This window comes from Pseudoalteromonas sp. G5_S1_14_S5, assembly GCF_054968605.1.
Map to the genome: position 1 here is coordinate 1 of NZ_JBQKUM010000019.1, position 15,339 is coordinate 15,339.

Genomic DNA, 15,339 nt, shown 5'->3' on the forward strand with positions numbered 1-15,339 from the left:
TACGACATACGACATACGACATACGACAAGCTTGCGCTAGCTGGGACGATAGCGCAAGCATTATTCAGAGCCGAACTATTTTCATCATAGTTAGCGCTCGAGGATCACAAACTCCATATTGTGTTTGTTTTTCTCATCCGCTTGATACGTATCGCTAAAGCTCTGCTTCCAACCTTCTCCCCAATCTGGGAATTGAGTATCACCATCAACGTCAAAATCGATATAAGTCAGGTACAGCTTGTCAGCTTTTGGTAGGCAGCTTTCATAGATTGAACCACCACCGATGATCATCACCTCTTCAATATCGCAGACTAACTCCAGAGCTTTATCAATTGAGGTAACCGTTGTCACACCATCAATTTCCAAGTTCGCATCACGGCTAATAACAATGTTCAATCGACCAGGTAGAGGACGACCGATCGAATCATAGGTTTTACGGCCCATGACTACAGGTTTACCCATCGTTGAGCGTTTGAACCATGCGAAGTCCGCAGGCAAGTGCCACGGCATCTGATTATCTTTACCTATTACACGGTTATTGGCCATTGCTGCAATCATACTGATGATCATAAATCGAAAGTCCTGTCCTTAACTGAGAGAAAGATGATGCTAGACGATAGGTCTGCGTCGGTAGAATAGCAGTCCAGGTACAGCTAAGCCAACCGCTAGCCCAGCGATAATGAACATCGATTTCAAAAAATTCTCCATCAACATCGCTAGAAGTTCGGGAGTATACCCTGCCCTATTAATCTCAACCATGGCAATCATTGCCTTGAAGGCAAATACACCCGGCACCATAGGAATCAGAGCCGCGACTGTAAATACCTTGGGATGAGCCAACAGCTTATGAGACCAATGCACACCTATGAGACCAACCACTGTTGCGGCGAAGAAGGTTGCCCATTCAATTGGAATCCCAAAGTACATCATCAAGTAACGGCTACCGTGACCGATAGAGCCGCCGAGTGCACAATAAATTAAAGCGCGTTGCGGAACGTTAAACACCAATGCGAATCCAACAGCCGGAATCGCTGCGAAAAACATATCGTTGAGTAAGCCTAAAAACAGCTCGAAGATACTCATTAGCTCGCCCACCCCCAAACACCAGATAGGCTCATCGCAGCAACAATGCCTAAGCTAGTCGCCAAAGTAAGTAAGCTTGCCATGGTAAAGCGAGCCAACCCCATATTGATGTGACCTTTGAGCATGTCTGCAACTGAATTAATCAGTGGGAAACCAGGTACGAGCATCAATACCGATGAAGCCATTACGATGGTTGGCTGGCCACCAATATTGTAGAGGACGGCTTGGGCAGAGATAGTCGTGGTAACAAAAGCTGTGATCGCAAAGTTTAACAGTGGATTAAAATGGCGATGACCAATCTCTTGCCTGACGGTCATGCCACAGGCAGAAGCAATAAAGGTCATCATGAACACCTGCCAATCACCGCCAGCAAGCCGACTAAAAGAAGCACAAGATAGGCCGATCATCACAACGACTAACCAACGGTTGTAGCGCTTAGGACTGATGTTTTGGATTTTTTTATACGCGAGTCCATAATCGATGATCCCTTTCTCCATCATGATACACACTCGCTGAATGTTAGTGATCACTTGCATATTGATACCACGATCTACGCAGCTTCGCGTGGTCGTAATACAGTGATCACTCATTACTGTCGTCACAACAAGCGCATTAGCAGACAGCGCAACCTCGACCTCATCAACTCCACAAGCAATACCAATACGGCGCATGATGTCGCCAACTAATGCGCTTTCCGCGCCGTGCGTTAATAGCATTTGCCCTGACTGAGCAACGAGCCTTGAGATCGCTCTTTGTTTTGATGCCATGACTTCCTTCCCATTGGCGTTAATACTTAAGAGGTAAATTTTGCTTTAACAATAAAACTCTGTCCATGATTTAGATACAAAAAAACCGCAATATTAATTGCGGTTTTTATCTAATAGGCTCAATTAGTCACGAACGTAGATAACGTGGCCGTCATCTTCTTCGTCGTCCCAATCATCCCAATCGTCATCATCTTCGGTAACGACATTTTTGCCGCTCATCGCATCTTTATGGTAGTCATCCCACATAAAGTCGACTTTTTCTTCTTCTGCAACTTCTTCCACTTCACGTGGTAGGTTCTCCATGAACTCACCAAGCTTAAAGCAAAGCTCTTTAGTGCCTAGCTTGTTCACTGCAGAGATCTTGAAGTACTCGTCTTCCCAACCTAAAGCATCGATGATTTCTTGAATCTTTTCGTCTGCTTCTTCTTCTGGCATTAGGTCAACTTTGTTGAACACTAACCAACGAGGTTTTTGTGCCACTTTTTCACTGTACTGCTCAAGCTCATCAATGATCGTTAGTGCATTCTGAATAGGATCAGAACCGTCGATCGGCATGATATCGATCATGTGTAGAAGAACACGACAACGCTCAAGGTGTTTCAAGAAGCGGATACCAAGACCAGCGCCATCAGCAGCGCCTTCGATCAGACCCGGGATATCGGCAACAACAAAGCTCTTCTCAGGAACCACGCTCACCACACCCAAACTTGGGATCAAGGTTGTAAACGGGTAGTCAGCTACTTTTGGTTTCGCTGCAGAAACAGAGCGGATAAAGGTAGACTTACCTGCATTTGGTAGACCAAGCATACCAACGTCAGCAAGTAGAAGAAGCTCTAAACGTAATTCACGAACTTCACCTTTAGTACCCATTGTCTTTTGACGAGGAGCGCGGTTAACAGACGATTTAAAACGTGTGTTACCAAGACCGTGCCAACCACCTTTACCAACCATTACCTTCTTGCCGTGCTCAGCAACTTCAGCAACGATTTCATTAGTATGGATATCAACAGCACGAGTACCTACAGGCACTTTTAACGTGATGTCTTTACCACGTTTACCCGTACAGTTACCACCGCGACCGTTTTCACCACGCTCTGCGCTGTAAAAACGTTGGAAACGGTAATCGATTAGTGTATTTAAGTTTTCATCAGCTTGGATGTAAACGTCACCGCCGTCACCGCCGTCACCGCCATCAGGACCACCTTTAGCGACGAACTTTTCGCGCCAAAAGCTCACTGTACCATTACCGCCATCACCGGCTTCTATTTTTACTACCGCTTCATCAACGAATTTCATTTTTTTAACTCCGCACTTACGTTGCGTTACCACTCATCAAGGAGTGATATAAATTCTAGCAGATCCGAGTTTAGATCGATCACCTAAGATCTAGGCCGACCTGCAACCAAGGAACAAATAAGGAGAGGTTCTTTGCTTTGGACTTGTTAAAGCTTAAACAAGAGCGTCTACTTTTTTATTCTCGTTATAAATAAAAAACCCTGCCGAATCGGCAGGGCTTTTGAATTCAGCTTTAAAGCTATAAATATAATCTAACTAAAGATTAAATTACTCAGCTTCGATGCTTACGAACTTACGGTTTTTAGGACCTTTAACAGCAAATTTCACTTTACCTTCAGTAAGAGCGAAAAGAGTGTGGTCTTTACCGATGCCAACGTTTGTACCAGCGTGGAACTTAGTACCACGTTGACGTACGATGATGTTACCTGCAAGAACAGATTCGCCACCGAAACGCTTAACACCAAGACGTTTGCTTTCTGAATCGCGGCCGTTATTAGTAGAACCGCCAGCTTTTTTATGTGCCATTGTTAAACTCTCCTAATACTTAAGCGTTAATGCCAGTGATTTTCACTTCTGTGAACCACTGACGGTGACCAGCTTGCTTACGAGAGTGCTTACGACGACGGAACTTAACGATTTTTACTTTATCGCCACGACCGTGTTGTACTACTTCCGCAGTAACCTTACCACCTTCAACAAGAGGTGCACCAACAGCGATTTCTTCGCCGTTAGCAACAAGAAGAACTTTATCAAATTCTACAGTTGCACCAGTTTCAACGTCTAATTTCTCTAAACGAAGAGTTTGACCTTCGCTTACTCGGTGTTGTTTGCCACCAGATTGGAAAACAGCGTACATATTTTACTCCGCTTTTTCCGCACAGCCTATGGTTGTTATTTGTACAACTCGGGTGTGCGCTAAACTAATCAATAGGGCGCAGATTCTACGGGAATCATGGCGCTATGACAAGCCATATTTTTAAAAAATTGGCGAAAACCTGTTCGCCAAAGAAAAGTGCGGCAATCATGCCCTTAAGCGATGTATTAATCAACGTTTTTTAGTGTATTATTCAACAATTAATACAACGCATAAACCTTACAGGGTCTAACCTCAGCCGGATGAACAATGGATTTTAAAGCTATCCAAACGCTTACTGCCAATGATATGGCAAAAGTGAATGAAACAATTCAAGCCCAACTTAATTCTGACGTAAGTTTAATCAACCAGCTTGGTTTTTATATCGTTAGCGGCGGTGGTAAACGCCTGCGTCCTTTGCTTACCCTTTTATCTGCTCGCGCTCTTGGTTATCAAGGTGAAGCGCATATCACCTCTGCAGCCTTTATTGAGTTTATTCATACTGCGACTCTGCTTCATGACGATGTTGTCGACGAATCAGACATGAGACGTGGTAAAGCAACCGCCAACGCAGCCTTTGGTAATGCTGCCAGTGTTTTGGTTGGTGACTTTATTTATACACGCTCATTCCAAATGATGACTACGCTAGGATCTTTAAAGATCCTCGAGTTAATGAGTAAAGCGGTAAACGTGATTGCTGAAGGTGAAGTTCAACAATTAATGAACTGCAACAACCCAGACACCACTGAAGAAAGCTACATGCAAGTTATCTACTCGAAGACAGCTCGCTTGTTTGAAGCCGCAACTCAAATTGGTGCAATTCTGACTGAGTCGTCACCAGAGATCGAAACGGCAATGCAAAACTATGGTAAATACCTAGGTACTGCATTCCAGCTGATTGATGATGTGATGGATTACACCGCAGATGATAAAGAGATGGGTAAGAACGTTGGTGACGATCTAGCAGAAGGCAAACCGACCTTGCCACTTCTATACGCCATGCACAATGGTTCTCCTGAGCAAGCAAGTATGATTCGTGAAGCGATTGAAAAAGCCAACGGTATGGACAAGCTCAACGATATTCTTGCCGCTATGGAAGAGACAGGTTCGTTAGAGTACACCACCAACAAAGCTTACGAAGAAGCTGATAAGGCGATTACTGAACTGACTGTACTGCCTGAATCCGATTATAAGCAAGCGTTGGTTACTCTTGCTCACATGGCAGTGAAGCGAACTAGCTAAGGCTGAATAGAAATACCCTAAAGTAAAAAGGAAGAGCTGCGCTCTTCCTTTTTGTTGTCTGTTGTTTGTCGATAGCTGGGTGAATGTTCAAACTAATAGTACTTGTCGCAATTTCCATGTAGTTGAGGGTTATCTTCGATCTCATCAAAGCTTACCGCTAATTGCTCTTCCGAGCCCTGCTTAGCCAACAACACCGTTTCGGCTTCTTGGTCAACTACCAAGATAGTTCCTACTCCTTGCTGACACTCTACTACTAGACCTTTACGAATTTGATTTGCTTCCATCATCATTTCCTTCACAAAGTGAACTGACACTTACTTTAATACGCACATTGAGATGAAAAGATCAAAAAAGCCGACCTATAAGGCCGGCTTTTGTTATATCTATTTGGCTAAATGAGTCGTATCTCGCTTACTTAGCGAATTCAACACCTATCTCGATATCACCATTTAGCGTTTCAAGCATGCTGTCTAGAGCATTGCGTTCGAAATCGCTCAATTCACCGTAGCTAAGAATCGCTTCTACGCCCTCTTTACCCAGCTTAACTGGTTGAGCGAAGAATGGTGCGTGATCGCCTTCACCTTCAACATATGCACACTCGATTACGTTCTCTTCACCTTGTAGTGCTTTCACTAGAGCAAGACCGAAACGACAAGCTGCTTGGCCCATAGATAGTGTTGCACTACCGCCGCCCGCTTTCGCTTCTACAACTTCAGTACCTGCATTTTGGATACGAGTCGTTAGTGCTGCGATTTCTTCATCAGTGAACTCTACACCTTCGACTTGAGAAAGAAGAGGAAGAATAGTCACACCAGAGTGGCCACCGATAACAGGAACGCGAATGTCGCCTGGATCTTTGTCTTTTAGCTCAGCAACAAAAGTTTCAGAACGAATCACATCCAGAGTAGTAACACCGAATAAACGACGTTTGTCGTATACGCCCGCTTTCTTAAGAACTTCAGCAGCGATCGGCACTGTAGTGTTTACCGGGTTAGTAATAATACCAACACAAGCTTTTGGACATACAACAGCAATCTTCTCTGCAAGAGACTTAACAATGCCAGCATTCACATTGAAAAGATCCGCACGATCCATACCAGGCTTACGAGCAACGCCCGCAGAGATAAGTACAACATCCGCACCTTCTAGTGCAGGTGTTGGATCTTCACCCGCGTAACCTTTGATCGAAACAGGTGTTGGGATGTGGCTAAGATCAGCTGCAACACCCGGAGTTACCGGTGCGATATCGTAAAGTGCAAGATCTGAACCGGCAGGTAGGCGATTCTTAAGTAGTAGGGCTAGGGCTTGACCGATGCCACCAGCGGCACCAATAACAGCTACTTTCATTGTTATTCTCCTTGAGAGCTTTCTCTTATAAATTCTTGGTAGGGTGATTCTTGAGCTAATTTAAAGTTAAAAAACTATATTAATCACAAAGTGATTACAATCAATTAACGCCAGCTTTGCGACTTCGCGCAAGTCAGTAAAACCGTGCTACACAGCAAGTTCGCATTATGGCGATAATCGACTGAAATAACAAAATAAGTCGTTGCAAATAACACATTATTCTATTAAATATTTACAGTGATATGACTAACAAATTACCGGGTTGTTTTGGCTAAAATTGAATATGTATGCGAGAATATGCAAACATCTTTGTTAATGAATAAGAATGACATATGCGCAATACAGAAAAACAAGACAACTTAGTTCGTGCTTTTAAAGCGCTACTAAAAGAAGAACGTTTTGGCTCACAAGGCGAAATTGTTGATGCTTTGAAGCATGAAGGCTTTGAAAGCATCAACCAGTCTAAAGTCTCGCGTATGTTAACTAAGTTTGGCGCGGTTCGAACTCGTAACGCAAAAATGGAGATGGTTTACTGTCTTCCTGCAGAACTGGGGGTTCCAACGGTTTCAAGCTCTTTAAGAGAGCTTGTCCTAGATATTGACCACAACAATGCGTTAGTTGTGATACACACAGGCCCTGGCGCTGCACAACTGATTGCTCGCCTACTAGACTCGTTGGGTAAATCGGAGGGCATACTGGGCGTAGTCGCAGGTGATGATACGATCTTCATTACTCCTACGTTATCCGTTACGACAAAGCAGCTGTTTGACTCAGTCTGTGAGCTATTTGAATACGCAGGATAATTGCTCATAGTTTCATAATTATCAACCGTATAAATGGATCACGAATATCTATTTGCTTCGTGATCCAAATCACATCCTAGAATATCTCCCACCACGCCCACAAAGCAGTACTAAACCATTGATTTTAAAAAACTCAGTAGCGAATTAAATACAAGATCCAGGCATCATTTGTTATATTTTTTAGCTATATCTTTTAACATTCGAGTAATTTTCTGCCAATTTTTGATATTATTCAGACACTTTTTCATCACATGGATTGAAAAAGGTGCCGTTTCCAAATAGGAAACTCCAGAAACAACTACACTTGTTTCCGGGTTAATAATGAATAAAGGAAGGGAAATTCATGGCATTTACCAAACTTATCAAAGTTGGTGCTATTGCAGCTGCTGTAATGGGCGCTGGCGCTGTTAACGCTCAAGAGTTCATCACAATTGGTACTGGTTCAGTTACGGGTGTTTACTACCCGACTGGTGGTGCGATTTGTAAACTAGTGAACAAAGGCCGCAAAGACCACAACATTCGTTGTTCTGTAGAGTCTACTGGTGGTTCAATCTACAACGTTAACACCATCCGTGCTGGTGAACTAGATTTCGGTGTTGTTCAGTCTGACTGGCAATACCATGGCTACAACGGTACAAGTAAGTTCAAAGATCAGGGCGAATACAAGAAACTTCGCGCGATGTTCTCTCTACATACAGAACCGTTCAACATCATCGCTCGTACCGATTCTGGTATCAACAATGTTGCTGACCTAGCAGGCAAGCGTGTAAACATTGGTAACCCAGGCTCGGGTGACCGTGCAACTATGGGCGTTGTAATGGACGCGATGGGTTGGACGAATGACAGCTTCAAGCTAGCCTCTGAGCTTAAAGGTTCTGAGCGTTCACAAGCACTTTGTGATAACAAGATTGACGCATTCATCTACATGGTTGGTCACCCGAACGGATCAATCAAAGAAGCAACAACATCTTGTGATGCAAAACTGGTTTCAGCAACTGGTCCACAAATCGACAAAATCGTAGCTGAAAACCCATACTACGCATACAGCACAGTTCCTGCGGGCATGTACCGTGGTACGGATGCTGACGTAAATAGCTTCGGTGTTGCAGCAACTATGGTAACCACTTCTGACGTTTCTGATGAAGTAGCATACAACGTTGCTAAGGCAGTATTTGAAAACTTTGACACTTTCAAACGCCTGCACCCAGCATTTGCTAACCTGAAGAAAGAAGACATGGTGAAAGCGGGTATCTCTATCCCTCTACATCCAGGTGCAGAAAAATACTACAAAGAAGTGGGCCTTCTAAAGTAATTCTACTTTAAGCCTACTACACCAATAAGGAGGTTGGCCCTCCTTATTGGCTTTTCACGTTTTATAAAAATAACTTAAGTGAAAAGAGCAAACCTTTAAGCTTCTCCAATTTGGCGAACTTACCTTCGTTATCAAGCCTAAGACAAAGACGAACAAAAAAACGCATTTCCCTATCGATTCACTACACTAGATAGGAAAGAAATAACGTCTCGATGTTCGTAAGAAAGGCAGACCATCAATAATAAGGATAAAGTACATGACGCAGACAACATCACCGTCTCCAGATGTGCAAGAAATGGTGGCACAATCAGACACTGGTGCGCGTAGCCCTCGCGGTATCCAAGGCCGTATTTTATGGTTTGTGCCTCTATGTTGGTCACTGTTCCAACTTTGGTATGCATCTCCGCTGCCGTTCATTTTTAACTTCGGAATTTTAAACGACACCGAAGCTCGAGCAATTCACCTTACCTTTGCTATTTTCCTAGCATTTACCGCTTATCCAGCTATGAAGAACTCGCCACGGGACTACATCCCAGCAGTCGACTGGATATTAGCGCTTGCAGGTAGTTTTTCAGCTTCTTATATCTATATTTTCTATACAGAGCTTGCTGGCCGTTCAGGTGCTCCAACAACATTCGATATTGTTGCCGCTGTATTTGGTATGGTTCTACTGCTTGAAGCAACACGACGCGCTTTAGGTCCACCTCTTATGGTTGTGGCAGCAGTATTCCTACTTTACACCTTTGGTGGCCCACACATGCCAGATGTTATCGCCCACAAAGGTGCGAGTCTGAACAAGGCAATGTCGCACTTGTGGCTAACAACAGAAGGTGTATTCGGTGTCGCTCTGGGCGTTTCAACGTCATTCGTATTCATGTTTGTACTGTTCGGTGCAATGCTTGAACGTGCGGGTGCAGGTGCTTACTTCATCAAGGTCGCATTCTCTCTACTTGGCCACATGAAAGGCGGTCCTGCGAAAGCAGCCGTTGTTGCATCAGGCTTATCTGGCCTTGTTTCTGGCTCTTCGATTGCTAACGTGGTAACCACTGGTACCTTCACTATTCCACTGATGAAACGTGTTGGTTTCCCTGGTACAAAAGCAGGCGCGGTAGAGGTTGCGGCTTCAACCAATGGTCAGCTTACACCGCCTATCATGGGTGCTGCGGCATTCCTAATGGTAGAATATGTAGGTATCTCATATGTAGAAGTAATCAAAGCGGCACTACTACCAGCTCTTATCTCTTACGTCGCTCTGATTTACATTGTTCACCTAGAAGCATGCAAAGCAGGCATGACTGGCCTACCTCGTCGTCACACGCCAACTATTGTACAAAGCCTACTCTCTTTCACAGGGACCATTTTAGGTCTGTGTGTTATCAGTGCCGCGGTTTACTACGGTGTGGGTTGGACGAAAGATGCCTTTGGCGAAGCAGCAACACCAATCGTTACTGTTGCTCTGTTGATTGCTTATATCGCTCTTGTTCGCGTTTCTGCTAAATACTCAGCAGAAGGCGGTATGGAGATCGATGCGGATCTAAAAGAAGTTCCGGATCCAGGCCCAACGATTAAATCAGGTTTACACTTCCTACTACCTATCGTCGTACTAGTTTGGTGTCTGACAGTTGAACGGTTCTCACCAGGCTTATCTGCATTCTGGGCAACAGTGTTCATGATCTTTATCTTGATCACCCAGCGTCCTTTAATGACTTTGATGAACAAATCAGACGATCTTGCAGAACAAACCAAAGCTGGTTTCGTTGATCTGGCTGAAAGCTTGGTGTCAGGTGCACGTAACATGATCGGTATCGGTGTGGCGACAGCGGCGGCTGGTACTGTTGTAGGTGTGGTGACGCTGACGGGTATCGGTCTTGTAATGACTGACTTCGTTGAGTTTATCTCAGGCGGTAGCATTATCCTTATGCTGCTATTCACTGCGGTAATCAGCTTGATCCTAGGTATGGGCTTGCCAACCACAGCAAACTACATCGTTGTATCGACATTGATGGCACCAGTAATTGTGACCCTAGGTGCAGCACACGGTCTTATCATCCCACTGATTGCGGTGCACTTATTCGTGTTCTACTTCGGTATTCTTGCGGATGATACGCCTCCGGTAGGTCTTGCGGCCTTTGCTGCAGCGGCAATTGCCAAATCAGACCCAATTCGAACTGGTATCCAAGGCTTCACCTACGATATCCGTACTGCCATCTTGCCATTCATGTTCATCTTCAATACTCAGCTACTGCTGATGGGCATTGATTCTTGGTGGCACTTAGCGCTAACTATCTTCTCATCTGTAACTGCGGTACTTATCTTCGCAGCTGCAACACAAGGTTGGTGGTTCACTAAGAACAAGTGGTGGGAAACGGTACTGCTGATTGCATTAACCTTCACTTTCTTCCGCCCGGGCTTCTGGTGGGACATGATTTACCCAGAGAAAGTTCTTTCACCTGGAGCTGAGATTGCTCAAATCACAGAAAAACTGGATGTGGGACAATCACTTGAACTAAGAGTGGGTGGAGAAAACTTAGAAGGTGACTATTCTGAAAAGACTGTTCGCCTACCGTTTGAAGACTCTGCGACCTCAAGTGAAGATCGTATTGCCTCTATGGGTCTAATGCTGACAGAATCAGAAGGCAAGATGATTGTTGATATGGTTGAGTTCGGTAGCCCAGCAGAAGCAGCTGGTATTGATTTCGATTGGGAAATCAAATCCGTTATCCAAGATGCAGATCGACCAATGAAAGAGTGGGTATTCTTACCAGCTCTTATCATTTTGATTGGTTTAGCGATGAATCAAAGAAGACGTGCTCGTAAGGATGAGATTAGCGCGTAATGGATAAGGCTGAGTAGTACTTAGCGCTATTTGGCTTTATTACATGGAAAGGATAATTACAGTGCTAAGTGAGAACTTGGCACTGATTAAAAAGAGACAAATACATGTATAAACAAATCCTTGTTCCTGTTGACCTTAATGACAAAGGCTTTTCTAATAAGGCAGTCGAGCTGGCGGTATGGCACGCAAAACACAGCAATGCTGAAATCCACATTCTGAACGTACTACCAGGCATTCACATGTCGATGGTGGCATCTTACTTCCCGAAAGATGCTGCGAATCAAATGAAGCTGGATGTTAAAAATCAGCTGAAAGAGTTCGCCGACAAACACATCGACGATGAAGTGGTTTACAAAGTTCATGTTGCTGAGGGTAAAACCTACGCGACGATTCTTGATTACGCAGAAAAGCTTGGCGCTGACCTTATTGTAATCCCTAGCCATAAGCGTTCAAAAATCGACAAAGTGGTACTTGGCTCGGTTGCAAGCAAAGTAGTTCAGAACTCACCAATAAATGTATTGGTAGTTAAACCGCAAGGTTAAGTCATTTAGTCGATATACAATTTAAAAAGGTTGGCCTACACGCCAACCTTTTTTGTTTTTAACTCATGCTACATAGCTTTAGAGTCAGTTCACTATGTTTTTCGGACGACCCGCAATAAAGCCATCAATATTATCCATTAAGATATCAGACAGTTTTTGAATAGAGCTGTCACTACCCCACGCTACATGTGGTGTGAGTAGCAAGTTTGGCAAATGGCTATTGGCCAACAGTGGATTTGAGTTGTCGGCTGGCTCTTGAGTAAACACATCCATGCCCGCTCCAGCAATGTGATTGTTCTTCAGAGCTTCAATCAAGGCCTGTTCATCTACTAGACCTCCGCGCCCGGTATTGATTAAGACTGCGCTCGGTTTCATCATTGTGAGCTCTCTCTCTGAAATTAAATTTTGGGTCGCATCAGTCAACGGGCAATGCAGGCTGATCGCATCCGCTTGCTGTAATACCGTATCAAAAGGCAGATACCCTTCTCGACAAGAATCCGCCCCTTTCCGTTCAGCAAACATAACCTTCATACCGATTGCTTTGGCTAATATTGCGGTGGCTTGACCTAAACTGCCACCGCCCATTAAACCCAATGTACTACCAGCCACATCTTGAATCGGATAAGTAAAGAAACAGAACTGCTTGTCCGTTTGCCACTCGCCCGCCTCAATATCTTTATGATAGCCAACAAGGTTTCGTTTAAGTGCAAACAGCATTGCGATGACATGTTCAGGAACCGATTGAGTTGCGTAGCCTTGCACGTTTGTCACTGCAATGTTTTTAGATTTGCAGTATTCCACATCGACATTATTGACACCGGTCGCTGAAACTGCGATCAACTTGAGTTTTTTCGCACCAGCGAGATTCGACTCATTGAGCACTACCTTGTTAGTGATCACCACATCAGCTTCTTCAACTCGCTCCGATACTTGCTCAGGAGCAGTGAAGTCATGCTCTACCCATTCATGCTCAAAACTCAGTGGTTTTAAATGAATTTGAGACGGGATGGTCGCTCTGTCGAGAAACACAACTTTCAACGTTGGCATTCTTCTTCCTTGGTTAAACCTATGAATCCATCCATTTTAAGCTTTTAGCTTACTGTAGTCTGGAAGCTCAGGCGCAATTTCAAAGTGCTGTTCGATTTGTGGAGATGCTTGAGGATAAAAGTCACAGGGAACAAAGGCTTTGAACAGCTGATTATTTGCTGGATGATAAAAGCTCAGCTCACACGCATGTAAAGCTAGCCTCTCACTGTACTCAAATGCTTCTGGTGTTGCGTAAAACTCATCGCCTACAATAGGTGCGCCTATTTCCATGCAGTGCACTCTCAATTGGTGAGAACGCCCGGTAATTGGAAGTAACTTCAGTAAAGTCGTTTGGGGTTCTTGCTGTTCTACCACATAACGAGTCAGTGATGGTTTACCGTCTTCAAAACAGACTTTCTGCTTCGGGCGATTTGGCCAATCACAGATGAGTGGTAGATCGATCACACCTTCTTTGTGCTCAACCGCTCCCCATACGCGTGCGTAATACAGTTTGTGCGTCAGGCGATATTGGAACTGCTTCTTCAAGTGACGTTCTGCAGGTTTATGCTTAGCCAACAACATCAAGCCTGAGGTCGACATATCCAAACGGTGCACCACTTGAATATCAGTGAACTCCTCCACCAAACGACTCCACATGCTGTCGTAATGCTCTGGCAACCTACCCGGTACTGAAAGTAACCCCGCAGGCTTGTTCACCACCAAAATATCACCATCTTGATAAACAATATCAATCCAAGGTTCGCGTGGTGGTGTGTACTGCTCTAGCGCCATTAAAGCCTCTTATTTACTAGTGAAAAAATAATTCACAGTTAATTCGTTTATTAATAAATACAATCTTTAATATTTTTGTACATAAAAGTTGACGATTTTACAAAACATGGTATTGATAGGGTAACGGAAAATAACAAGTCAACATCAAAGGAACAATGATGGACAGTACGGTTAAAACAACCACAACAAAAACCTCAGCTCCCCTATCCAGTTTAATCAAGTCTCTTGGCCCAGGTATTATGATGGCCGCTGCTGCTGTCGGCGGTTCACACTTAGTCGCCTCAACTAAAGCTGGAGCCATCTATGGTTGGCAACTGGCAGCTCTAATCATTCTAGTAAACCTATTCAAGTACCCATTCTTTCGTGCCGGTATCCAATACACGCTTGGTACAGGACAAAGCTTGGTTGAGGGTTACTCAAACCTAGGCCGCCCTTACCTAGTGATCTTTTCGATACTGAGTGCTATTTCAGCCGTCGTAAACACAGCCGCACTTCTGCTGTTTAGTGCGAGTTTGCTTAGCTACTTCATTCCTTTTGAGTTAGCAACCAGCACGCTTTGTATGATCGTACTTGCGACCTGCTTGATCATCTTATTTACAGGGCATTACCGTGCTCTGGACACCCTTTCAAAAACGATCATGGCGATCCTAACGATCACCACTCTGGCCGCCGTCGCAATCGCTATTGGCTCACCTGTCGAACCGGATGCTGCTTTTGTCCCTCCATCACCTTGGTCATTGGCTGCTATTGGTTTTATCGTGGTGACCATGGGTTGGATGCCTGCCCCTATCGAGATTTCAAGCATCACTTCTATGTGGCTAAAAAGCCAAAAAGAGAAGCAAGAAGTCACAGCTCAATCTGCCTTATTCGATTTCAACGTCGGCTACATTGGTACTGCATTGCTTGCGTTAGTGTTTGTCGCTTTGGGTGCCCTCGTACTTCACGGTTCAGGCGTAGAACTGTCTCGATCTGGTGTGGGCTTTACTCACCAGTTAGTTGGTATTTACGCGTCGACCATTGGCGAATGGTCGCGCCCACTCATCGCCATTATCGCTTTCTTCTGTATCTTTGGTAGCACGATTACGGTTATCGACGGCTACTCTCGTGTACTTGCTGAATCACAACGTCTGTTACTCAACAAAGAGTCGAGCCCGCGCATGCTGCAAGGTTGGATCATCATTGTCTCTATCGCTGCACTCGCGATTGTGATGTTCTTTAGCGCAGCGTTGATGCCTATGCTAGATTTCGCAATGGTACTTGCTTTCGCTACGACGCCGTTCTTCGCTCTGCTTAACTTCACCTTGGTGAACAAAGCTAAGCTTCCAGAAGCGCTAGCCATTGGCAGCAAACTAAAATGGTTGTCTGTCGCAGGCCTAGTTTACTTGTTCGGTTTCTTGGCAGTATTTGTTTGGTGGAAATGGTTGATGTAACTATCCAATC

At 44.5% G+C, this 15,339-nt stretch carries 16 protein-coding genes; 6 read left to right on the forward strand and 10 right to left on the reverse strand.

Annotation, left to right across the window (positions count from 1 at the left end; genetic code table 11):
- Positions 1–90: 90 nt before the first annotated feature.
- From folA to rplU, 6 genes are all read right to left on the reverse strand, one after another.
- A complete protein-coding gene (gene folA, locus ACTRWI_RS07815) occupies positions 91–570 on the reverse strand; it encodes a type 3 dihydrofolate reductase (RefSeq protein WP_499130319.1) in 480 nt (159 codons plus the stop codon).
- A gap of 39 nt (positions 571–609) precedes the next feature.
- A complete protein-coding gene (locus ACTRWI_RS07820; protein WP_499130320.1) occupies positions 610–1,083 on the reverse strand; it encodes a threonine/serine exporter family protein in 474 nt (157 codons plus the stop codon).
- Positions 1,083–1,850, reverse strand: coding sequence for a threonine/serine exporter family protein (locus ACTRWI_RS07825; RefSeq protein WP_499130322.1), 768 nt, complete (start codon positions 1,848–1,850; stop codon positions 1,083–1,085). Before ACTRWI_RS07825 ends, ACTRWI_RS07820 begins: the two co-directional genes overlap by 1 nt.
- 123 nt (positions 1,851–1,973) lie before the next feature.
- Entirely contained in the window at positions 1,974–3,146 is a 1,173-nt protein-coding gene (gene cgtA, locus ACTRWI_RS07830; protein WP_102424975.1) for an Obg family GTPase CgtA, read from the reverse strand.
- A gap of 267 nt (positions 3,147–3,413) precedes the next feature.
- A complete protein-coding gene (rpmA, locus tag ACTRWI_RS07835; RefSeq protein ID WP_004735905.1) occupies positions 3,414–3,671 on the reverse strand; it encodes a 50S ribosomal protein L27 in 258 nt (85 codons plus the stop codon).
- Positions 3,672–3,690: 19 nt separating this feature from the next.
- Entirely contained in the window at positions 3,691–4,002 is a 312-nt protein-coding gene (gene rplU, locus ACTRWI_RS07840; protein ID WP_004740823.1) for a 50S ribosomal protein L21, read from the reverse strand.
- 267 nt (positions 4,003–4,269) lie between these two features.
- Here rplU and ispB point away from each other — a divergent pair, with 267 nt between their 5' ends.
- Positions 4,270–5,241, forward strand: coding sequence for an octaprenyl diphosphate synthase (gene ispB, locus ACTRWI_RS07845; protein ID WP_499130326.1), 972 nt, complete (start codon positions 4,270–4,272; stop codon positions 5,239–5,241).
- A gap of 92 nt (positions 5,242–5,333) precedes the next feature.
- Here ispB and ACTRWI_RS07850 read toward each other — a convergent pair whose 3' ends face one another.
- Together ACTRWI_RS07850 and mdh are read right to left on the reverse strand one after the other, a co-directional pair.
- Positions 5,334–5,525 carry a hypothetical protein gene (locus ACTRWI_RS07850; RefSeq protein ID WP_499130328.1) on the reverse strand — a complete coding sequence of 64 codons (192 nt, stop codon included), beginning with the start codon at positions 5,523–5,525 and terminating at the stop codon, positions 5,334–5,336.
- A 127-nt stretch (positions 5,526–5,652) separates the two neighbouring features.
- Positions 5,653–6,588 carry a malate dehydrogenase gene (mdh, locus tag ACTRWI_RS07855; RefSeq protein WP_499130330.1) on the reverse strand — a complete coding sequence of 312 codons (936 nt, stop codon included), beginning with the start codon at positions 6,586–6,588 and terminating at the stop codon, positions 5,653–5,655.
- Between the two features lie 332 nt (positions 6,589–6,920).
- On the opposite strand from mdh, the gene argR reads away from it, so the two are divergent.
- The 4 genes from argR to ACTRWI_RS07875 all read left to right on the forward strand — a co-directional run bounded on the left by argR (position 6,921) and on the right by ACTRWI_RS07875 (position 12,081).
- On the forward strand, positions 6,921–7,391 hold the full coding sequence (gene argR, locus ACTRWI_RS07860; RefSeq protein ID WP_004740827.1) for a transcriptional regulator ArgR: 471 nt from the start codon (positions 6,921–6,923) through the stop codon (positions 7,389–7,391).
- A 343-nt stretch (positions 7,392–7,734) separates the two neighbouring features.
- On the forward strand, positions 7,735–8,703 hold the full coding sequence (locus ACTRWI_RS07865) for a TAXI family TRAP transporter solute-binding subunit (RefSeq protein WP_004740828.1): 969 nt from the start codon (positions 7,735–7,737) through the stop codon (positions 8,701–8,703).
- Positions 8,704–8,959: 256 nt separating this feature from the next.
- On the forward strand, positions 8,960–11,539 hold the full coding sequence (locus ACTRWI_RS07870; RefSeq protein ID WP_499130334.1) for a TRAP transporter permease: 2,580 nt from the start codon (positions 8,960–8,962) through the stop codon (positions 11,537–11,539).
- A gap of 104 nt (positions 11,540–11,643) precedes the next feature.
- Complete coding sequence (locus ACTRWI_RS07875) at positions 11,644–12,081, forward strand: universal stress protein (protein ID WP_499130336.1); 438 nt, start codon at positions 11,644–11,646, stop codon at positions 12,079–12,081.
- Between the two features lie 84 nt (positions 12,082–12,165).
- Here the strand turns inward: ACTRWI_RS07875 and ACTRWI_RS07880 are convergent, their stop codons facing one another.
- Positions 12,166–13,128 carry a D-2-hydroxyacid dehydrogenase gene (locus ACTRWI_RS07880; RefSeq protein ID WP_499130337.1) on the reverse strand — a complete coding sequence of 321 codons (963 nt, stop codon included), beginning with the start codon at positions 13,126–13,128 and terminating at the stop codon, positions 12,166–12,168.
- A gap of 36 nt (positions 13,129–13,164) precedes the next feature.
- Positions 13,165–13,899 carry a pseudouridine synthase gene (locus ACTRWI_RS07885; RefSeq protein ID WP_499130339.1) on the reverse strand — a complete coding sequence of 245 codons (735 nt, stop codon included), beginning with the start codon at positions 13,897–13,899 and terminating at the stop codon, positions 13,165–13,167.
- Positions 13,900–14,057: 158 nt separating this feature from the next.
- Here ACTRWI_RS07885 and ACTRWI_RS07890 point away from each other — a divergent pair, with 158 nt between their 5' ends.
- Positions 14,058–15,329, forward strand: coding sequence for an NRAMP family divalent metal transporter (locus tag ACTRWI_RS07890; protein ID WP_499130340.1), 1,272 nt, complete (start codon positions 14,058–14,060; stop codon positions 15,327–15,329).
- The last annotated feature ends 10 nt before the right edge of the window (positions 15,330–15,339 follow it).